17 protein-coding genes are annotated in these 20,783 nt (G+C 60.2%); 11 read left to right on the forward strand and 6 right to left on the reverse strand.

Translation table 11 applies throughout. From position 1 onward, the window contains the following. Positions 1–253: 253 nt before the first annotated feature. Both PQR63_RS01145 and PQR63_RS01150 read right to left on the reverse strand, forming a co-directional pair. On the reverse strand, positions 254–3,910 hold the full coding sequence (locus PQR63_RS01145) for a PAS domain-containing hybrid sensor histidine kinase/response regulator family protein (RefSeq protein WP_408164890.1): 3,657 nt from the start codon (positions 3,908–3,910) through the stop codon (positions 254–256). A 270-nt stretch (positions 3,911–4,180) separates the two neighbouring features. Beyond that, positions 4,181–5,143, reverse strand: coding sequence for a LysR family transcriptional regulator (locus PQR63_RS01150; protein ID WP_408165352.1), 963 nt, complete (start codon positions 5,141–5,143; stop codon positions 4,181–4,183). Positions 5,144–5,309: 166 nt separating this feature from the next. Here PQR63_RS01150 and PQR63_RS01155 point away from each other — a divergent pair, with 166 nt between their 5' ends. The 7 genes from PQR63_RS01155 to PQR63_RS01185 all read left to right on the forward strand — a co-directional run bounded on the left by PQR63_RS01155 (position 5,310) and on the right by PQR63_RS01185 (position 10,962). Beyond that, a complete protein-coding gene (locus PQR63_RS01155; RefSeq protein WP_408164892.1) occupies positions 5,310–5,981 on the forward strand; it encodes an RraA family protein in 672 nt (223 codons plus the stop codon). 62 nt (positions 5,982–6,043) lie between these two features. Next, a complete protein-coding gene (locus tag PQR63_RS01160; RefSeq protein ID WP_408164894.1) occupies positions 6,044–7,255 on the forward strand; it encodes a pyridoxal phosphate-dependent aminotransferase in 1,212 nt (403 codons plus the stop codon). 38 nt (positions 7,256–7,293) lie between these two features. Next, on the forward strand, positions 7,294–8,121 hold the full coding sequence (locus tag PQR63_RS01165; protein ID WP_408164896.1) for an ABC transporter substrate-binding protein: 828 nt from the start codon (positions 7,294–7,296) through the stop codon (positions 8,119–8,121). Positions 8,122–8,203: 82 nt separating this feature from the next. Then, entirely contained in the window at positions 8,204–8,902 is a 699-nt protein-coding gene (locus PQR63_RS01170; RefSeq protein WP_408164898.1) for an amino acid ABC transporter permease, read from the forward strand. A 20-nt stretch (positions 8,903–8,922) separates the two neighbouring features. After that, on the forward strand, positions 8,923–9,675 hold the full coding sequence (locus PQR63_RS01175; protein WP_408165354.1) for an amino acid ABC transporter permease: 753 nt from the start codon (positions 8,923–8,925) through the stop codon (positions 9,673–9,675). 86 nt (positions 9,676–9,761) lie between these two features. After that, the gene (locus PQR63_RS01180; protein ID WP_408165356.1) at positions 9,762–10,490 is read left to right on the forward strand and encodes an amino acid ABC transporter ATP-binding protein; all 729 of its coding nucleotides are present in this window, start codon (positions 9,762–9,764) and stop codon (positions 10,488–10,490) included. A 64-nt stretch (positions 10,491–10,554) separates the two neighbouring features. Then, positions 10,555–10,962: an OsmC family protein gene (locus PQR63_RS01185; protein ID WP_408164900.1), complete on the forward strand. Its 408-nt coding sequence runs from the start codon at positions 10,555–10,557 to the stop codon at positions 10,960–10,962. Between the two features lie 7 nt (positions 10,963–10,969). Here PQR63_RS01185 and PQR63_RS01190 read toward each other — a convergent pair whose 3' ends face one another. Next, positions 10,970–11,965, reverse strand: coding sequence for a LysR family transcriptional regulator (locus PQR63_RS01190; protein WP_408164901.1), 996 nt, complete (start codon positions 11,963–11,965; stop codon positions 10,970–10,972). Between the two features lie 107 nt (positions 11,966–12,072). Here PQR63_RS01190 and PQR63_RS01195 point away from each other — a divergent pair, with 107 nt between their 5' ends. Then, positions 12,073–13,026: a DMT family transporter gene (locus tag PQR63_RS01195; RefSeq protein ID WP_408164902.1), complete on the forward strand. Its 954-nt coding sequence runs from the start codon at positions 12,073–12,075 to the stop codon at positions 13,024–13,026. 61 nt (positions 13,027–13,087) lie between these two features. Here PQR63_RS01195 and PQR63_RS01200 read toward each other — a convergent pair whose 3' ends face one another. After that, positions 13,088–13,951 (reverse strand): NmrA family NAD(P)-binding protein, encoded by an 864-nt coding sequence (locus PQR63_RS01200; protein WP_408164904.1) that lies wholly within the window; start codon positions 13,949–13,951, stop codon positions 13,088–13,090. A gap of 195 nt (positions 13,952–14,146) precedes the next feature. Between PQR63_RS01200 and PQR63_RS01205 the strand changes: the two genes are divergently transcribed. The 3 genes from PQR63_RS01205 (at position 14,147) to PQR63_RS01215 (ending at position 18,575) form a co-directional block, all read left to right on the forward strand. Next, positions 14,147–15,145 (forward strand): LysR family transcriptional regulator, encoded by a 999-nt coding sequence (locus tag PQR63_RS01205; RefSeq protein WP_408164906.1) that lies wholly within the window; start codon positions 14,147–14,149, stop codon positions 15,143–15,145. Between the two features lie 84 nt (positions 15,146–15,229). Continuing rightward, positions 15,230–16,876, forward strand: a complete 1,647-nt coding sequence (locus tag PQR63_RS01210; RefSeq protein ID WP_408164908.1) for an EAL domain-containing protein — start codon at positions 15,230–15,232, stop codon at positions 16,874–16,876. A gap of 334 nt (positions 16,877–17,210) precedes the next feature. Next, positions 17,211–18,575 (forward strand): MFS transporter, encoded by a 1,365-nt coding sequence (locus PQR63_RS01215; RefSeq protein WP_408164910.1) that lies wholly within the window; start codon positions 17,211–17,213, stop codon positions 18,573–18,575. Positions 18,576–18,650: 75 nt separating this feature from the next. On the opposite strand, the gene PQR63_RS01220 is transcribed toward PQR63_RS01215, so the two are convergent. Then, positions 18,651–19,919, reverse strand: coding sequence for a type II toxin-antitoxin system HipA family toxin (locus PQR63_RS01220; protein WP_408164912.1), 1,269 nt, complete (start codon positions 19,917–19,919; stop codon positions 18,651–18,653). Then, positions 19,916–20,533, reverse strand: a complete 618-nt coding sequence (locus tag PQR63_RS01225) for a helix-turn-helix domain-containing protein (RefSeq protein ID WP_408164914.1) — start codon at positions 20,531–20,533, stop codon at positions 19,916–19,918. The genes PQR63_RS01220 and PQR63_RS01225 overlap by 4 nt, the downstream gene beginning before the upstream one ends. Positions 20,534–20,783 lie beyond the last annotated feature (250 nt).

The raw sequence follows: 20,783 nt of genomic DNA on the forward strand, positions 1-20,783 counted from the left end.
GCTGCGATCACCTCTGCCAGCAGTGCTCTTTCTCTTGGTTCCATCGCAGACAACGCGCTCCCTGATTTCTCTGTCTGATCTTTTATGTATGCCGCAGACGGACGCAACGTTGACTCACTCTGATGAACACAGAATGAATACAGAACATGCCCGGCGGTATGTCAGCTTAACCGAAAGTTAAGAGTCGATGTGCGCGACCTTGCGGCCAGGCGCGCCTTTTGTAGGACAACGCCTGACACACTGTTGTATGAAATCAACTACCTGTGTAGTCGACGATCGCACGCCGCGCAATACGCAAGGCCGCATCCAGCTCTGCCGCCTTGACCTTGCAGTCGGAGGCCGAGGTGGAAGAAAAATCGGCGCCGGACAGCAAGCCCTCCAGCTCGCCCGCGAGACGATGCACGTCGGTCAGCGCCAGCGTGCCTGCGCTGCCGCGCAACTTGTGCGCCAGCGTCTTGGCCTGGGCCGGTTCGTTGGCTTGAATATGAGCGAGGATGTCGCTGCCGGTTTTTTCATACTGCTCGGCGAACTTGCCGAGGAATTTGGCGTAGACATCTTTACTGCCCCAGGCCTCCAGACCGACATCGACATCGAGTCCCGGCGTGGCGCTGGGAGTAGTCTCGATGAGTGTCGGGAAAGTCGTCGCGACACTTGCCGACGTGTAGGCAGGCTTGGCCGATTTTGCCGCGTTGCGCCGTTCCAGCTCGTCAGCGGACAGATGCGCGATGTGCTGCCGCACGACCGAAATGATCTGGTCCACGTTATAGGGCTTGGAAAGGAAGCCGTTCATGCCCGCCGTGATCGCCGCTTCCTGCTGTGCCTTGAAGGCGCCGGCCGTCAAGGCAATGATGGGCAGCGCGTGCAATTGCAGCGTGTTGCGGATTTCATGCGTGGCGGTGTAACCATCCATGACCGGCATCTGGATATCCATCAGCACCAGATCGGCGCCGTCGGGGTGCACACGCAACCAGTCGACTGCCTCGCTGCCGTCACCGACGGCAACGACTTCGGCGCCATCGGCTTCGAGAATGCGCTTGGCGACTTCGCGATTGATTTCGCTGTCGTCGACTACCAGCACGCGCACGCCGTCGATGCGATTGTCCCGACTGTCACTACTACGATTGCCGTTACTGGTATTGCCCGGGCCTGCTGCACCTGCCACCCCCGCCTTTCGCGCTTTATTGCTACCTGCCTCACCGCTACGCCGCTGACGCACATGGATGATGGTGTTGTACAGCGTCGACGGCGTGACCGGTTTGGTGATCACCGCATCCAGCAATTGGGCATCCGGTGAAGTCATTACGTCGTCGCGGCCGTAAGCGGTCACCATGATGACGATGGGCGGCTGGCTGTGTGAAGACGATGCCTCGCGAATCGCCTTGGCCGCCGACAAACCGTCCATGCCCGGCATGCGCCAGTCCAGCAGGAAGACGTCGTACGCCAGGTTGTGCCGCAAGCGCACCATGGTTTTGGAAACCGCATCTTCGCCCGACTCCACGGTATCGACTTGCCAGCCCATGGACTTGATGGTGTCGGCCAGCACCGCGCGTGCAGTGGCATTGTCGTCGGCCACCAGCACGGTGAGCGGGCCTTCCACCGGTGAGGCCTCGGCCACGTGCGACATGGTCTGGAACGGCAGCATGAACCAGAACTGGCTGCCCTTGCCCGGTTCGCTGATGACGCCGATATCACCGTGCATCAGTTGCACCAGATGACGGCAAATGGTCAGGCCCAGGCCGGTGCCGCCGAAGCGCCGCGTGGTGGACGTATCTTCCTGCGTGAAGGCGTGGAAGATGTCTTGCTGACGGTCTGCCGGAATACCAATACCGCTATCGGTCACGGCAAACCGCAACATGACCTGATCGCCGGCTTCGCTGAGAACAGCCACGTGGATGCTGATCTCGCCCTTTGCCGTGAACTTGATGGCATTGCTGGTGAGATTGACGAGAATCTGTTCTAGCCGCAAGGCGTCGCCGTACAGGTGTTCAATCCCGACATCGTTGAAGCCGACTACCAGTTCCACATCCTTCTGGCCGATGTTGGGGGCGGTAACATTGACGACGTTTTCCAGTACGGCACTCAGACGAAACGGCACGTGCTCGATATCCAGCCGCCCTGCTTCGATTTTGGACACGTCAAGAATGTCGTTGATGATGCCCAGCAGCGAATGGCCGGCAGTGATGATCTTGCGCACCAGATCGCGTTGGTCGGCGTCGAGCGCCGTCTTTTCCAGCAGGTACGTCAGCCCTAGCACGGCATTCATCGGCGTGCGGATTTCGTGGCTCATGTTGGACAGGAAACTGGTCTTGGCGCGCGTGGCCGACTCGGCACGCGACAGCGCCAGTTCGAGATTGCGGTTGGCATCCATCAGGTTCCTGGTCTGCTGCTCAACCAGGCCTTCAAGGCGCAGACGATACTGGCTCAGTTCCTTTTCCAGACGTTTGTGATCGGTGATGTCGCGCGCGATGTAAGAGGTGCCGACGATCTTTCTGTCGCCGTCGAGGATCGGCGAAATCGTCACGGAGATATCCAGCAGGCGGCCATCCCGATGCCAGCGCGTGGTCTCAAAATTGACCACCGTTTCGCCCTGCATGATCTGTGCGGTAATGCCACGTGTTTCCTCGTTCTTTTCAGTCGGCACCAGGACGTAGATCGACTGGTTGATCATCTCCCGCGCCAGATAGCCGAACACCTTTTCCGCGCCGGGGTTCCAGCTGTTGATGAGATCGTCGAGGCCGGTGCCGATGATGGCGTCATCCGACGAGGCGACGATTGATGCCAGCACCGAACGGGTTTCCTGATCGCGCAACAAGTCGGATACGCGCTCCTCGCTGGCGACCAGTTCGGTCTCTGCCTTGAGCCGGTCATGCACAGCGATCTCGCGGCGTTTGCGCTGCACGGCCAGTTGCCAGCTCAGCAAGGCCAGCCCTGCAAGAATCAGCGCGACGAACCAGGCCAGCCGCGAAAGGATTCTATAGTTGTCGACAATCACGCGCTTCTGCGGCAGAAATAGCGCGACGGTCCACGGCGATTGCTGATGCAGGCCGTAGCGACCGGTATTGCCGTCAATGTCGACGCGCTGCCATGACCAGATGCCGTCGCTGCCGATGATGTTGCCGGCGGGCTTCGCCTGCATCTGCGCCCAGGCCTCGGGGAAATCGCGCTTTAGGTTGTCGTCGCGTTTGAACATGAAGGCCCATTCATCAGCGGAATTGGTGCTGTAGAGCCAGAAGCCTTCGCCGTTGAGCAGCATGGCGCGGTTGACGCCGCGCTCGACCTGATTGGAGAAGCGATCCAACAGCGGCCCCATGAGCAGGTTGATGATCAGGATCCCGCGCGCCTGGCCTCCGCTGGTAAACACTGGAACGGCCAGCCGGGTAGTCGGCTTGTGCGGCACTTCGATCTTGCCGTTTTCAACATTGAGGTCCATCGGCGAGATGAGGATTTCACCGCGCGGCAGCGTCATGGTGTCGGTGAAATACGGCCGGTCTTTTTTGCTCTGCAGATATTTGTCCGCAATCAGCATCGGCCCGGTGCTGCCCATATTCAGGCGTACCTTTTCCATGCCGTCCTGATCGATCCAGCGCACCTGGTCATAGTAAGGATTGCGCAGCATCAGCGTGGAAAAACTCTCTGCCATGACGGCCAGGTTTTCCGGCGTGGGATCGTTGATGGCGCGCGCGATGGGCGGCTCGCCGGTGAGAATGCTCAGATGGCGCAGGGGCGCATCCATATCGTTGGTCAGTGAGGCCACGCCCAACGCCACGCGTTCGCGCTGCTCCAACTGGAGACGATTGAGTTCGGCGTCAACGCGGCTGTGATAGAGAAAAGCCGCTGCAGCCAGCACCATCGCAGCCAGCGGCAGAAACTGCGCCAGAAAGTAGTGCTGATTTCCCTTCAGCCTGCGCATGCGCTCTCCCGATGGACACACTGGTGTAAAACCCGGGATTGACGTCGCACAACACGTTATCGTGACTGTGCCGGCGCTATAGTTGTTCTAGTCCGGGCCTGATCGGGCCATTATGCCCATGAACTTTGGACGTGGCAATTTGGCTGCTTGGTTGCGCGATCAGAATTTACACAGCTTGTTTGCCGGAAGGTGTGAACGAAGGCTGCCCAATGCAATTTCCCGGTGGTCCGCTGCCGGTGCTGGATCTGGTGAAGTTTGGATGACATCCGTTCAGAACGGCGATGCGCCCGCATGCACATGGCCGATGCCGGCCACTTCATCCTCGATCTGGAACAAATCCGAAAACTCGCAGCACTCCTGCGCCAGCATCAGGATCGATGAAATGAAGTTGCTCTTGCGCTCGCCTCGGTAGAGCGCGACGTAAGGGATTTCCGGCAAGGCGGGGGTGGTCTCGACCACCTCCAGTGCGCCGCGCTCGACGAGCGAGCGCAGGCACAGGTGCGGCAGATAGCTCACTCCCATGCCCGATACCGTCAGGCCGATCAGCGCCACGAGGCTGCTGCAACTGATGGAGTTGGACGGCGACACCACCTGCGACTTGAACCAGCGGTCATAGATGATGCCGGTGCCCGACTTGTCGCCTTGCGTCAATATGGTGTGCTGCGCCAGCTCATGCATGCGCAACACGCGCGCACTGGAAGACGAGCGCGGCAACAAGCCGGGCTTGGCCATCCATACGCTCTTGACCTTACCCATCGGCAGCACCGAGAAACGCGATTCGGCAAAGGCGTCGGGGACGATGATGGCGTCGATTTCATCGGCCAGCAGCTTGTCGCGCAAAGTCACGCTCAGATCCACGTCCGGCTCGATCACCACCTTGGGATAGTGCTCGCGCACCTGCTTGACCAGACGCGGCAACCATGTCATCGCCGTCAGCTCGGTAACGCCGATGCGCAGACGGCGCTCCACTACTTCCGGTTTGCTGAACTGCTCGACGGCGGCGTCGCGCTGTTCCAGCAAACGCTTGGCGACTAACAGCAACTCTTCGCCCTTTTCAGTCAGCCGCGCCTGCCGCAGATCGCGGTCGAACAGGGCGGTGTCGAAACTGCTTTCCAATTCCTTGATGCGCTTGGATACCGCCGACTGCGTGGTGTTGAGCTTGCGTGCAGCTGCCGCAAAACCGCCCAGGGTGGCGATCCAATACAAGGCTTCGAGCTGTTTGAAGGAGAACATGGGATGGCGGAAGTGAAGTGCATTGAGATGGTGCAGCAAACCGATTGTATTCCTAAAAGAGATGTAAATTGATAATTAAATATCGCTTTTTTTAGTTTTTCGGCACTCCTATTATCAAGCTAACGAGTAGGTACAAAACAAACACAAGCTTGAGGAGATCTTCACCATGTCTGCATCCCCCTATGCCGCCTCCATCCATCCTGCGCCCGCAGTTGCTTCGGCAGCCACGCTGGACGCATTGCACGGATTGGTGGTCTCGCACCTGAGCGATAACCTGCAACGCCTGTCCGGCGTGCGTGGCCTGCAGCGCCTGCATCCCGAGCGCAAGCTGGTCGGCACCGCCTTCACCGTTAAGACCCGCCCCGGCGACAACCTGCTGATCTACAAGGCGCTGATGATGATGTCACCCGGCCATGTGCTGGTGGTCGACGGCGGCGGCGATACCAGCAACGCGCTGGTCGGCGAACTGATCATGCTGTACGCCCAACAACGCGGTTGCGCGGGTTTCGTCATTGACGCCGCAGTACGAGACAGCGCTGCTTTCCATGCGGCGGACTTTCCCTGTTACGCCCGCGCCATCGGCCATCGCGGCCCTTACAAGAACGGCCCCGGCCAGATCAATGTGCCGGTCAGCATCGGCGGCCAGGTGATTCGTCCGGGCGACCTGATCGTCGGCGATGAAGACGGTGTGGTGTCCTTCGCGCCCGACCAGGCCGACGCGCTGATCGCCGCCGCGCAGCAGACCGCCGCCATGGAAGATGCCATCAAGGCAGAAATCGCCAACGGCAAGGTCGAGCAGGCGTGGCTGAGCAAAGTCTTGCAGCCGTACGGCCTGTAAGCCGGCTTTTTTCGCTCGACGTCTTTTTATTCATTTCTCTTTTTCTTTCACTGGAGCCGCAATTGGACAAGCTTCTGGCAGACCGCCTTTCTGCCGTCAAACCCTCGCCAAGCATGGCCGCCAAAGCCCGCGTCGACGCTCTGCGCGCCGCCGGTCGCAGCATCATTGACTTCACCATCGGCGAACCTGACTTCCCGACACCGGCGCACATCGTCGCCGCCGGCGTCGATGCGCTGCAATCAGGGCACACGCGCTATACCGGCTCGACCGGCACACCGGCGTTGCGCAAAGCGATCACCGCCAAGCTGGAACGCGAAAACCATCTGCGCTACGACATCGACGAAATCGTGGTCGGGAACGGTGCCAAGCACATCATCTACAACGCCTTCGCCGCGACGCTCAACGAAGGCGACGAGGTCATCATCCCGACGCCGTACTGGGTATCGTATCCGGACATGGTGGCCATCAATGGCGGCAAACCGGTGATCGTGAACTGCGACGCTGCCAGCGGTTTCAAGCTGACCGCCGCCGCGCTGGAATCGGCGATCACCGCACACACCCGCTGGCTGGTGCTCAACACACCCAACAATCCCAGCGGTGCGGTCTACACGGCCGACGAACTGAACGCCATCTGTGCCGTGCTGCTGCGCCATCCGCAGGTCTGGCTGATGACTGATGAGATTTACGAACACTTCGTCTATGGCAACGCGCAACATATCTCGCCGCTGCAAATCGCGCCTGCCCTGAAGACACGCACCTTGGTCGTCAACGGTGTATCGAAGGCGTATGCGATGACCGGCTGGCGCATCGGCTACGGCGCCGGACCACAGGCGCTGATGAAAGCGCTGGCGCTGCTGATGTCGCAAAGCACCACTTGTCCAAGCGCTGTCAGCCAGGCTGCTGCCGTTACCGCGTTGTCGGGACCGCAGCAATGCGTGCTGCAAGGACGCGATCTGTTCAGCAAACGGCGCGACGCCATCGTGACGCAGATCAACAGTATTCCCGGACTGAGCTGCCTGCCGCCTGACGGCGCGTTCTACGTCTTCGTGAATGTCTCCGGCTTGCTGGGCAAGCGGACGCCGCAAGGGGCGACGCTGGGCAATGACGTCGATGTCATGATGTATTTTCTTGAGCAAGCCGGCGTCGCCACCATCGATGGCGCATCCTATGGCCAGCCATCCTATTTGCGTATGTCGTTTGCAACTTCGATCGAACAGATCGAATCGGGTTGCCAGCAACTGCGTGATGCTGTATTTCAGCTAGCGTCTCAGTAATTTGTCTCTGCAATTTCACTAATACCACGGGAGAAATCATGTTCATATTCAAACAGTCCGCTATCGCAGCGCTCACCACAGCAGTGCTGATGACGGTCAGCTTTTCCGCCAGCGCCGACCAGCTCGCCGACATCAAACAAAAAGGCACGCTGATCTGCGGCACGCTGGGCACTGCCGAACCCTTCAGTTTTCCCAATCCGTCGACGCGTGAAATCCAGGGCTACGACGTCGATTTCTGTAAGGCCATCGCCAAGAGTCTCAACGTCAAGCTAGAGCTGAAAATGATCTCGGTGGCAGCGCGTATTCCCGAACTGCAACAGAGCCGCGTCGACATCGTCATCGCCAATCTCGGCTGGACTCCAGAGCGTGCTGAACAAATCGCCTACAGCGACGGCTATTACGCCAGCCTGCAAAAGGTCGCCGCCCGCCGCTCTTCCGGTTACAAGAGCTTGAACGACCTGACCGGAAAACGCGTCAGCGCGACCAAGGGATCGACGTCGGAACTGGGCGTGCGCAAGTCTCTGCCGACGGCATCGACCACCACCTTCCAGGATCCTCCTGCCGCTTTCCTGGCGATGCAGCAAGGCAAGGTGGAAGGTTTCGCCGTGTCCGAGCTGATGCTGGTCAAGTTCAAGCAGCAGACTGAAGACAGCTCGCCGATCGATATCCTCGAACCGGCGCTGATGAACGAATACTGGGGTGTCGGCATGCGCAAGGAAGAGCCGGGTCTGATCAAGCACGTCAACGGTGTCCTCGAAAACATGGAAAAGACCGGCGAAGCCAAACAGGTCTTCGACAAGTGGCTCGGCCCCAACACGGCATACAAATTGCAACGTGGCTTCAAGATCGAACCGATCAAGGGTTGAGCGGTAAAAGCGACGATCTGCGCTGCCGCCTGCCCCGGATCAACCGGCCAGGCGGCAGCAACGCAATTGGGGAAGGAATTGTATGAGTACCAAACTGGATTTTTCAGTGCTGTTGCGCGAGGACTATCCGCGCCTCATCATCGAAGGCATCAGCACCATGCTGCAACTGACCGGCTATGCCTGGATACTGGCGATGGCGGTCGGCATCTTGCTGGCACTGTTGCGCATGACGCGCAATCGCTGGGCCGAGCGCGCTGTCGCACTGTTTGTCGAGTATCACCAGAACGTGCCGATGCTGGTGCAGATCTTTCTCTGGTATTTCGGCGTGCCGACCTTGCTGCCGGACAGCGTCCAGCTCTGGTTCAACCAGCGTCACAGTGAATTTCTGTTTGCCATCATCGCAGTTGGCCTGTGCATGTCAGCCTACATTTCCGAGAGCCTGCGCAGCGGCATCCGCGCCATTCCCGCTTCACAGATGGAAGCGGCGCGCGCACTCGGCCTGTCTTATCTGCGTGCCTCGCGCCTGGTGATTCTGCCGCAAGCCTTGCGCATCGCGCTACCGACGCTGGTCAGCCACACTGTACTGCTGTTCAAGAACACCAGCCTGGCGATGGTTATCGGCGTAGCCGAACTGACCTACGCCACGCGTGAAATCGAAAGCCAGTCCTTCCACACCATCGAAACCTACTTGCTGACGACCGTGATCTATCTCGGCATTTCGCTGCTGATCATGGCAGGCGGCGCGATGCTGGAAAACCGTTACCGCATCAAGACGCGCTGAGGAATATCGTGATTACCGACATCTTTCACATCTTGCGCGACAACTGGACGCTGCTGCTGATCGGCCAGTATCCCAACGGCCCATTGGGCGGCCTGGCGATCACGTTGATCCTGTCCGTCGCCGGTCTGGCGTTGGCGTTCCCGGTCAGCGTGCTGCTGGCACTGGGACGCGTCAGTCCGCTGACGATCCTGCGTGCGCCCGCCATCGCCATCATCTACACCGTGCGCGGTGTACCACTGGTGATGTTCATTTTCTGGGTGTATTTCTTTGTACCGCTGCTGATCGGCACCACCATCTCCGGCTTCACCACGATGCTGGTGACGGTGGTGATCTATGAAGCCGCGTATCTGGCCGAAGTCATCCGCGCCGGCATCGAAGGCTTGCCCAAAGGCCAGGTCGAAGCTTCACGTGCGCTGGGCATGAGCTATCTGCAGACCATGTTCAAGATCGTGCTGCCGCAGGCGCTCTACAACATGCTGCCGGCGATGATCAGCCAGTTCGTCTCGACCATCAAGGAGACCTCGCTGGGGTATGTCATCAGCGTCAACGAACTGACCTTTGCCGCCAATCAGATCAACAGTACCTTGCTGACCAAACCCTTCCCGGTGTTTGTGATGCTGGCGTTAATTTACTTCGTACTGTGCTCGCTGCTCACGCAATTTGCCCGCTGGCTGGAACGCCGCATCGCCAGACGCCGTAGCGGCGGTCCTCGCAGCACGATTGCAACGGTAGTCCCAAACAGCAATACGGTCGCAGCGACCACGGCGGCCTGATCAATTTCAACGGAATCGACATCATGGAAACATCTTCCGGCGGCATCGCCACAACTACAACTCGCGCTACAAACGATACAAACAGCATGATCAGCTTCGATCAGGTCAACAAATGGTACGGCTCGTATCACGCACTGGCCGACGTCAGCGCCAGCGTCACCAAGGGTGAGGTCGTCGTGGTTTGCGGCCCTTCCGGATCAGGCAAGTCAACGCTGATTCGCACCGTCAACCGGCTCGAAGAAATCCAGAAGGGCAAGATCGTCTTCGACGGTCAGGATGTGCATGCCCCCAAGCTGGATCTGAATCGCTTCCGCGCCCGGGTTGGTTTTGTGTTCCAAAGCTTCAACCTGTTCCCGCATCTGTCGGTGCTGGACAACATCGTCATGGCACCGGTCAACGTGCGCGGCAGCAAACGCAGCGAAGCACGTGTGCGCGCACTGGAGTTGCTGGAGCGCGTGGGCCTGGCCAGTAAGTCCGAGTCCTACCCCGGCCAATTGTCCGGCGGGCAACAACAACGCGTGGCGATCGCACGCGCGTTGGCCATGGATCCACCGGCGATGCTGTTCGACGAGCCGACATCCGCGCTCGACCCGGAAATGGTTGGTGAGGTCTTGCAGGTGATGAAGCAGCTCGCCCGCGACGGCATGACCATGATCTGCGTCACGCACGAAATGGGCTTCGCGCGCGAAGTCGCCGACCGCGTGTGGTTCATGGATCAGGGACGGATCGTCGAAACCGGCACGCCGGATGACTTTTTCTTGCGTCCGCAAAGCATGCGCGCACAAAAATTCCTGTCGGAATTACGCGCGCATTAAGCCGCGGACGCATATAGAAAAACGCGCTACAGTGAGCGTTCTTTTCCCACTGCAAGGAACGCTCATGTCCAGTCCAGCCATCGAAGTCAAACGCGACCAGTCGCTCGCCATGCGTCACGTCGTGCACGTGCGCAATCACCTCATCTCGGTTGACGGCGCAGTGGAAGAAGGCGGCGACGACGCCGGCCCCAATCCGCATGACTTGTACGACGCCGCTCTCGGCGCGTGCAAGGCGCTGACGATGGTGTGGTACGCCAAGCGCAAGAACATCCCGGTGGAAGACATCCAGGTCGCCATCACCCGCGACAACAGCGAAGAACGCCAGGGCATTTATCGCCTCGCTGCATCGATCAGCCTGAGCGGCGATCTCACCGATGCGCAACGCCAGGAGTTACTCGCCGTGGCCGAAAAATGTCCGGTGCAAAAACTGATGACCAGCGTCAAGACCGAAGTCACGACCACGCTGGCCTGAGCCTTCCTCAATCGTCTTCGCTGCATAACTCCCGCACCAGTCCGCGCACCCATTTGTGTACGGGGTCGGCATGACGGCGCGGGTGCCAGCTTTGCGAGACCTCTACTTCCGGCGTCGCCAGCGGCAACGGAAAAACATGCAAGTCCAGATGCTCCGTAGCCCAGCGCGCAAACCTTGCAGGCGCGGCGGCGATCATGTCTGAAGACGCGGCCATCATTACCGCCGACTGAAACCCTGGTGCCACCAACCTGACTTTTCGCTGCATGCCGCGCGCTGCCAGCGCGTCGTCAATCGGACCGCTGTCGCTGCCGGTGCGTGACGCCGAGATATGCGGCCAAGCGATAAAGCCGGCGAGGCTGACCTTCTTGCTTGCCAGCGGATGACCTGCACGCACTACGCCGACGAAAGGTGTCTTGAACAGCACCTGGTTATGCAGCTCTTCCGCCATGTCATCATCTCCCGGGTGCAAGGCCCCGATCTCCAGGTCGACCAAACCATCTCGCAAGGCACCGACGTGTTTGTCGGCACGCGGCGAAAACCGCAGCGAGATACCCGGTGCTTCCTGTGCAACGCGTTGCGCCAGTCGCGCGGCCCAGGCGCCGGCAAAGCCATCGTTGGTGCGCAATACCAGCGTGCGTTCCACCGTCGACAGATCAACCTCCTCGGTCATGAAGACCTTACGCATCTGCTCGGCCAGGGCATCGATCTTTTCTCGCAATTCCAGCGCACGCTGGGTCGGCACCAGCCCGCGCCCTGCCGGAACGAACAGCGGATCGCCAACCGCTTCGCGCAGATTGGCGAGGCGGCGGCTCATGGCCGGCGCGCTCAGATGCAGGCGTTTGGCTGCGCCGACGACGCTGCCTTCGCGCAGCAATGCCTCGAGGTCGAGCACCATGTTGAAGTCGAGATCGCGCATGACGGTTACTCCTGCGGGTGATGGTTTGCCGTATTGGTAAAAGGATTGTTGCGGGTTGTTGCGGACGGTTGCGGATGGTTGCAGCATGCACACCGCTCTGAATACTGCATGGTTTGCACTGATGAACTGCAACAATATCACTTTATGCACGCATTGGAATGCCGCAGGATAGTGCAACACCTCAAGGAGTCATCATGTCGAACAACACTTCTTCGCTTGCACCATCGTCAAATCCTGCCGCGTCCGTCACGTCCGCCGGCGCAGGCGGCATCCGCTTTTATCTGTTTCCGCTGGCGGCGGTCTGCATCTGGAGCGGCAACACCATCATCACCAAGGCGGCGTCGACAGCGATCGAACCGGCGGCCATCGCTTTCTATCGCTGGATGCTGGCGGTGCTGGTGATGACACCTTTCCTCGGCCGCGAGGCATGGCGGCAGCGCGCAGTGATCGCCGCCCACTGGCCGCGCCTGCTGTTGCTCGGCGCGCTGGGCATGGCGATGTATCAGGGTCTGGCGTATGAGGCGGCGCGCACCACATCGGCGATCAACATGGGCGTGACGGTGGCGCTGATGCCGCTGGTCTCAGCCTGCCTGAGCAGCCTGTTCGCCGGCGAGCGCCTGTCCACTGCGCGCATTGTCGGCGGCGTGCTGTCGCTGCTGGGGCTGGTGGTGCTGAGTTCACATGGCGAGCCGTCACGGTTGTTCAACGGCGGCGTCCATACCGGCGATGCACTCATGTTGATTGCCGTGACATCCAACGCCTTCTACGGCGTGCTGCTGAAACGCTGGGCACTGCCGCTGTCGACGTGGACGCAGCTATATGTGCAGGCGGCGTTCGGCAGCCTGATCCTGTTGCCGTTCTGGCTGGCGGCACCGGCCTCGCCGCTGACCGTTCAAAACCTGCCGTTGGTGATGTACGCCGGACTGCTGGCCTCAATCGGTGCGCCGTTCCTGTGGATGAATGCGATCAAGCATCTGGGTGCGCCGCGCAGCGCCTTGTTCGCCAATCTGATCCCGCTGCTGGTGGCATTGGCCGCATGGGCGCTGCTGAGTGAACAGCTGCATGCCTATCATGCGCTGGCCGGTGCGCTGGTGTTGATCGGCGTGGCGTGGGGCCAGCGCAGTGGAGGAAAAGAAAAAGGAAAATGAAGATGAAATAAAGCCGCGCAGCCGATCAGCCCCCGCCTGATCGGCTGCGCTCAATCAAGCGCTAAGCAACGCGCTTGATCAACCCTTGCAGCACCGCCTCCAATCCGACCACACCCTTGCGCGTGCCGTCGCGGCCCGACTCAAAGTCAATCCAGCCTTCGTTGAAACCATCCAGCATCTGCATGCGCGGCAAAGGATTGCGCATGCCCTGCGAGCGAAACACGTCATCCCAGGTGAAGCGCGGTACGGCTTCCGTCTTCACATCACGGCCGAGCAGCTTACCGAAGCAGGCGGCGATCTCCAGCGGCGTGACACGCTTCGGCCCTTCCAGCTCGACTACACGCACACCCGTCCATTCTTCCAGCAACAGCTCCGCTGCGACGCCGCCGACATCCTCAGTGGCGACCATCGCCACCGGCTTGTCCAGCGGCTGCAGATAGCTGGGGATCACGCCGTCGCGCGCGGGTGCCACATCCCAGATAGCGTTTTCCATGAACCAGCCTGCGCGCAGGAAAGCCACCGACATCGGCAAATCGCTCAGCGCTTTTTCCAGCAAACCGAGCTGATTCAGCAAATTGGTTTGGGTGGCGCGCGCGCCGATGGTCGACAGGCAGACCACTTTGCCCGGCCTGGCTGCGAGCAGAGCCGCCTTGATGGAGGCGATGGCGGCGCGTGCTTCCGGATAACCGGCGCTGGGGTCAAAGGTTGGGGGCAGCAGGATGAACACGCCTTCCATGCCGGTGAAAGCGCGCTCCAGTGAAGCGCTATCCTCTACCGTGGCGAGCGCCAGATCGCATCCCTGCGCGGCCCACAGCGCCCCCTTGGCGGCGTCGCGCATGACGGCGCGCACTGATTTTTTGTGACCCAGTAATTGACGGGCGACAACGCCGCCGACCTGACCGGTAATTCCTGTGATGGCAAACATGGCTTTCTCCAGATGATTTCAACGTTGAAATAACGACGCAGCAAAGTGCGGTTGGAGTGGATTCTCGGCGTTAGCGACAGATTTTGCGATAGCATGAATGGCATTTCATCAGTGCTGAAATGTCATCAATGGTATCGGCAGACATCGCTGACAATAGCGATCGAACATCAACAGGACATAAAGAGGAGGATCCGCATGAGCTTTGACGAACGTACCCTGAACGGCATGAGCGTGCTGGTCGCCATCGTCGATTGCGGCAGCTTTGCGGCGGCGGCCGACGTCCTCAACATGTCGCCGCCGGGCGTGAGCCGCGCGGTGGCCCGGCTGGAGACGCGGCTCGGCATTCGTCTGTTTGATCGCACCACGCGCTCGGTGATGCTGACCGACGAAGGCCGCCGCTTTTATGAGCAGGTGCAACCTTTGCTGGCCGGGCTGGAGGACGCCGCCACCAGCGCCTCCGAAGGCGTCAAAACCGTGCGCGGGCGCTTGCGCATCAACATCGATCCGTTCTTTTCGCGGCTGTTGCTGGGGCCGCAACTGGGCAACTTCCTTGAACGCCATCCGCAGCTGGAACTCGACCTCGTCACGCGGGATCGTCTCGGCGACATGATCGGCGACGGCTTCGACCTGGCGCTGCGCTTCGGCCATCCCAAGCCGTCGACGCTGGTGGCGCGCAAGCTGTTCGATTCACGCATCATCACGGTGGCGGCGCCATCCTATCTGGCGCGCCATGGCCGCCCCGCCACACCACAGGATCTGGAGCAAGGCCACGTCTGCATCCTGTTTCGCGAACCGGAAAGCGGCCGGCCGTTTTCATGGGAATTCCACCGCGGCCGCAAAAAGCTGGAACTGCATCTCAGCGGCCAGCTCACCCTCAACGATGCCGGCACGCTGTGGAGCACCTGTCTTGCCGGCTACGGCATCGCGCAGATGATGGACATCGGTTCGGAAGGCTTCCTCGCCGACGGCAGCATGGTCGACCTCTTTCCCGACTGGCCGGATGAACGCTATCCGCTGTATGCGCTGTATCCGTCGCGCCATCATGTGCCGGCCAAGACGCGTGCCTTTCTGGAGTTCTTGACGGAAATCGGTGCGGCCGACAGCATGGCAACGCCGCCGCCGGCTATCAGTGCGGCCGTCAGCACCGCCAACCCCGCCGCAAAGACTGTGGCAAAAAGTCGCCGCAAGATGTAAAAACCGGGCCGGGCGCGGGATTTCTCATTACACTTGTTGTTACCGCTGCATTTTCTCCAGATCATAAGAAGAAGGAGAAGCAACTTGAACCGGTCCCGCCTCATCTTTGTCACCATCTTGCTGGCCCTCGTCGGCGCAGCGCTGCCGCTCGTCATCATGTTGTATTTTTCCTGGTCGCGGGCCGTGACCGATGAGCAGAGCCGCCTCACCCTCTACGCCCAGCAAGCCATCCTGCGCGCCAACATCTCCTTCAATGAAATCCGCTCGGCGCTGCACGCCATCGAGCCGCTCAACCTCAAGCCCTGCTCCGACACCCACATCGCGCGCATGCGCCAGCTCACCGTCAACACCCGGTCGATCGAAGAAATCGGCTACTTCCGCGACGGCAAGCTGCAATGCACCTCATGGGGCCGCAACGATAAATATGTCGAGCAGACGCCGGCCGATTTTGTCACGGCCGACGGCCTGGAAGTCACCCTGCGCGTCTCGCCGGTCGTCACCCAGGGCAACCCGATGATGGCGATCCAGTACCGCTCGCACAATGTGCTGACGGTGCCGTCGCGTTTCGTCGACGTCATCGTCGATTCCGGCGTGCAACTGGCAACGGTAACCGAGCAAGGCTTTGTGCTGGGCGAACAGAATTCGCCCGACGCCATGCTGGTGCGCGACATCGTCGCCGCACCTGCCAACAGGGTCGACGACGACTACCTGATCGCCTCGGTGCGTGCGTCGGGATTGATTGCCATCGCCATCGAACCGCGCAGCTACCTGTTCAAGCGGCTGCGGCAGGAGCAACTGATTCTGCTGCCGATCGGCGCAGCGATTGCCGCGCTCATCGTCGCCGCCATGGTGTGGGGCTTGCGGCGACGGCTGTCGTCGCTGGGCGAACTCAACGTCGCCATCAAGCGGCGTGAGTTCATCGTGCATTACCAACCCATTGTCGAACTGCGCACCGGCCTGTGCGTCGGCGCCGAGGCGCTGGTGCGCTGGCAACGTCCCGACGGCAGCATGGTCAGGCCCGACCTCTTCATCCCGCTGGCCGAAGAGAGCGGACTGATCCTGCCCATCACCGACCAGGTCATCGCACACGTGGTCGCCGACCTGCGCGCCACGCTCGCAGCGGAGCGGCATCTGCACATCGCCATCAACCTCAGCGCCGACGACATCAAGACCGGACGCGCGCTGGCCTCGGTGCAGGCCGCGCTCAAGAACACCGACATCGAAGCGCAGCAAATCTGGCTGGAAGCCACCGAGCGCGGCTTCATGGACGTCAACTCCGCACGCGTCACGCTGACCAACGCGCGCGCCGCAGGACATGCGGTCGCCATCGACGACTTCGGCACCGGCTATTCCAGCCTGTCTTATCTGCAGAGCCTGCCGCTGGATTCGCTCAAGATCGACAAGTCCTTCATCGACACCATCGGCACCGATTCCGCCACCAGCAGCGTGACGCCGCACATCATCGGCATGGCCAAAACGCTCAAGCTGAAAATCGTCGCCGAAGGCGTCGAAACGCAGGAGCAGGCCGACTACCTGCGCAAGCACGAGGTCGAATTCGTGCAAGGCTGGCTCTATGCCAAGGCCATGCCGGCGACAGAATTCATCGCCTACTACCAGCACAATCTTGCCCAGCATCAAGGCATCGTCGCCACAACGCTGCCCGTCCCTCCGGCCGCACCCATGCAGCAGGCAACGGTTTCAATAGACGACGATCCACCCACCTCAGGCTGAGACCATCCCTCTCCGGCAAGCTGATCGGCTTGTGCGTTGTCCGCACAGATTTTGATGACCTGTGACAATGCATGCCCGCGTAGACCAATACCAAGGCTAAGCTGGCAAGTCATGCATCGCGGTAATGCCTTTTGCCCCAAAAGGTAATTCCAAATCAGGCAACCCTCTTCCATACTTGGCCGCACAAAAATCGCGTCGGCACGAGCCGCGCGCGAACTGTCAGACACCTATAAAAATAGCGACAAAAAATTCAAGGAGACAAGGCCATGCTGCAAGACAGAGTGGAAGTACACGTCACAATAGAAGTGGAAACAATCCGCGCAGAGGCAGCAGCATGAGCGCCTCCATCGACATCGGCAGGACTCTCGACGACGGCGTCTTCACCACGATGCAAAAGTTTGTGGTCTGTCTGGCGGCGCTGTCCATCGTCATGGATGGTTTTGACGGCCAGTTGATCGGCTTCGCGATTCCGGTGCTGATCAAGGAATGGGGCATCACCCGCAGCGCCTTTGCACCGGCGGTCGCCGCCGGATTGATCGGCATGGGTATCGGCAGCGCCTGCGCCGGCTTGTTTGCCGACCGCTTCGGCCGCCGTTGGGCCATCATCGGCAGCGTATTGATCTTTGGTGTGGCCACCTGCGCCATCGGCCTCGCACCCGACGTGCTGACCATCGCCATCCTGCGCCTGATCGCCGGCTTCGGCATCGGCGGCGCATTGCCCAGCTCCACCACCATGACGGCAGAATTCACGCCCTCCAAACATCGCACCGTCGCCGTCACCGCCACCATCGTCTGCGTGCCGCTGGGCGGCATGCTGGCAGGCTTGTTTGCCGGCGCAGTGATGCCGCTATACGGCTGGCGCGGCTTGTTCTTCATCGGCGGCGCATTGCCGCTGGTGCTCGCCGTACTGCTCATCCTCGCCCTGCCTGAATCGCCACGCTACCTCGCCCGCCGTAAGCAACGCTGGCCAGAACTGCGCAAGCTGCTCGCCCGCATGGCACGCAACGTCAACACCGCCACCGGCTTCACGGATGCCGGCGAACAAAAGGCAGAACAACGCCTCGGCTTCCGCGCCCTCTTCAGCGACGGCCGCGCACGCGACACCATCGCCATCTGGTGCGCCTTCTTCATGTGTTTGCTGGCGGTATACAGCGCCTTCAGCTGGCTGCCCACCATGCTCGCCGCAGAGGGCCTCAACGTCGCCATCGCTGGCGCCGGACTGACTGCCTACAATTTAGGCGGCGTCATCGGCGCACTGGTCTGCGCCGTCGCGATCACGCGCTACGGCTCACGCGGCCCGCTGCTCCTGTGCAGCATCGGCGGCGTCGCCAGCGCTTTGCTGTTGTTGGGTGTGGATGCTTCGCACGCCACCGGCGTCTTCATCTTTGGCCTCGGCATGCACGGCCTGTTTGTGAATGCCGTGCAATCCACCATGTTCGCGCTGTGTGCCTACATCTACCCGACCGGCGTGCGCGCCACCGGCACAGCCTCAGCCCTGGCCTTCGGCCGTCTCGGTGCGATTCTCAGTGCATTTGCGGGAGCGATAGTGATCACCGGCGCGGGAGCCAACGGTTATCTGGTGATGCTGGGAACGGCGATGGTGTTTGTGTTTGGAGCGTTGCTGGTGGTGCGGGGGCATATTCCGAGGTTGGGTAAACAGGAACATGTTGTCGCCAAGGAGGTGCTAAGCAAGGGGTAGCAGAAACATACAAGAAAAAGGCTCGCACGTTGCGAGCCTTTTTCTTATCTAAAGTCTCTGCGCCATCTGCGGTTTTCACTCGGCAAGCCGAAAGGCGTCTGCCATGCGATCCTGCTCGCGCCCGGACAGGCCCAGGTTACCGGCCAGGGTTCGCCACTGGGCGACGACCTGCCGAAAGTCCTCGATGATTTCGTCCGCCTCGCGCAGCTCCACGCGGAAATACCCTGCGACTTCCCGGACCAGTTCAAGATCGAGGGCGTTGTCCACCTCCGTGATGTTGAGCTTCAGTCCATCGGCATGGGGAACAGGATTCATGTCGTAGGCCTGGGAGAGTTTCCAGCCATTTCCCGGCACCAGGATGAAGCCGTGGTTGCGCAGGTGGTCGTCCGTGTTGGAGACGAGGATATTGAAGACGATGCGCGACCATAGTTCGCGCAGATCTTGATTCGGTTGCGCGCCCCGATGCATGAGCACTTCTGCGAGTTCCAGGTAGCTCACCCCGGTCGAGGCATCGTCGCCATCGCCGTGTCCGGTCATGGTCATTGCCGAAGCAAAATGCAGCCGGCGGCCTGTGTCGGTGCGATCGAAACGGCGCACCATGAAGCAGTGATAGTCGCTGGCGAATTTGCGGGCCTGAGCCGACGCGACATTCAGGCCGCAGCCACTGGCAAGGGCATTCACCACCATTTCCCAGCCGCCGACATCGTAAGTATCCCGGGTGCTGGGAAACTTGGCGATGTGCAAATGCCCTGCATCGTCCGCGACGCTCGCCTTGGGTCTGGCGCCGCCCAGCGATCCGCCCGGGGCGATAAGCATGCGCAACCAATCCTGGCCTTCGGCAGCGATGTTATCCGGATCCTCCTCAAGCGCGCGGCTGGCCTGCTCCAACGCACGGATTTCAGCGAAAGGCGGAGCGGCGACGTGGATGCGGTTGTCAAGGAAATCGCCGTCGTCCTCCAGGCAGAAACGCAGCGCACCCACGCGGTACAGGTCGTGCACACCAAGCAGGTAGTCCGATTCGTAGAAACGTGCCTGCGCGGGCACCAGGCCCGCCCGCTTGTCGCGCTCGAACCGGCGGTCCATCAGCAAGCGCCCCCACCGATCCGGACAGGAGTCATCGAAGACGCCGAACTTGTCTCTGGGCGCTGCAGGATGCTGTGGTCCGCCGAAGAGCTGGATGCTCGGATCCAACTGCAACCCGGCAAACTGTGGATCGACTAGTGCGTCGATATCGTATTCGAACTCGAACAACTCGGTCGCCCGGGTTCTGCGACTGTGCAGAAAGCCAAGTCGTCGAGGGCTGGCAAGCCCATCCCAATCTGCATACACCGCAATCATGCTCATGACTCAACCTGCCGTTTGCGTTTGGGCTTCTTCAGCAATGACGCCAGAGAATCGGTGCTGGTCGTGGTGGAGATAAGCTCGCCAGTGATGGCGTCCCTCTCAGATGCCGGCTTGTTGACTTTCATCTCCGGCTGTTTCGTCTTGATTGAAATGGAGCCGTGCGAAATATGGTCTATCGCTGGCTCGTTGCGAACCGTTTTGCTAACCGTTTTGCTGGATGACACACGACCACTGTGTACAACTTCGTTCTTCATCAACCGCGCGTCCTGGAGTTTCCGGCCGAGCTCGTCGGCAGCCGCGAGTTTGGCGAGATCCCCGGCCAGCCCAAGGATCTGCATGACGGACAGATAAGCGCCTATCGTGACGCCTGCCCCGCCAGCTTCCAGCGAGCGCAGAGTCATGGGAGACATCCCGGCGCGCTCGGCAACCTGTTTGGCCGTGAGCTTGCGACGCAGACGCGCAAGCTTGAGCCGCTCGCCTAATTCGATGAGCAGCTTGCTGGTTGACGGCAAGAGCGGAGCTGTCTTCTTGGCCATGGCGATAATATTCCATCTTTTTTTATCAAGAACAGCCAGAATATTATCACTTTCATTGAAATTTGACCAATACAGCATCGCGCTAGCGCGTCATTCGCCACAGGAAAGGAGATAATATTTCACACTTTTTATCAAATAAACGCCAGAATAATAGCATTATCAGCATCGCATGATAATTGATGAGCAGGCGGCCTGCCTCTATTGGCGGAACGCGTTAACGTTTTCGTGAAACATCACCGTTCTGTTAGCAAATTTACTCGGCGATTAAGGTTTTAATGAGCAGAGATGCCTGTTTTGTCTGGGACAAGGCGGTACCGGGCGGCGTAAT

The organism is Herbaspirillum rhizosphaerae (genome assembly GCF_046025915.1).
Classification (GTDB): domain Bacteria; phylum Pseudomonadota; class Gammaproteobacteria; order Burkholderiales; family Burkholderiaceae_D; genus Herbaspirillum; species Herbaspirillum rhizosphaerae_A.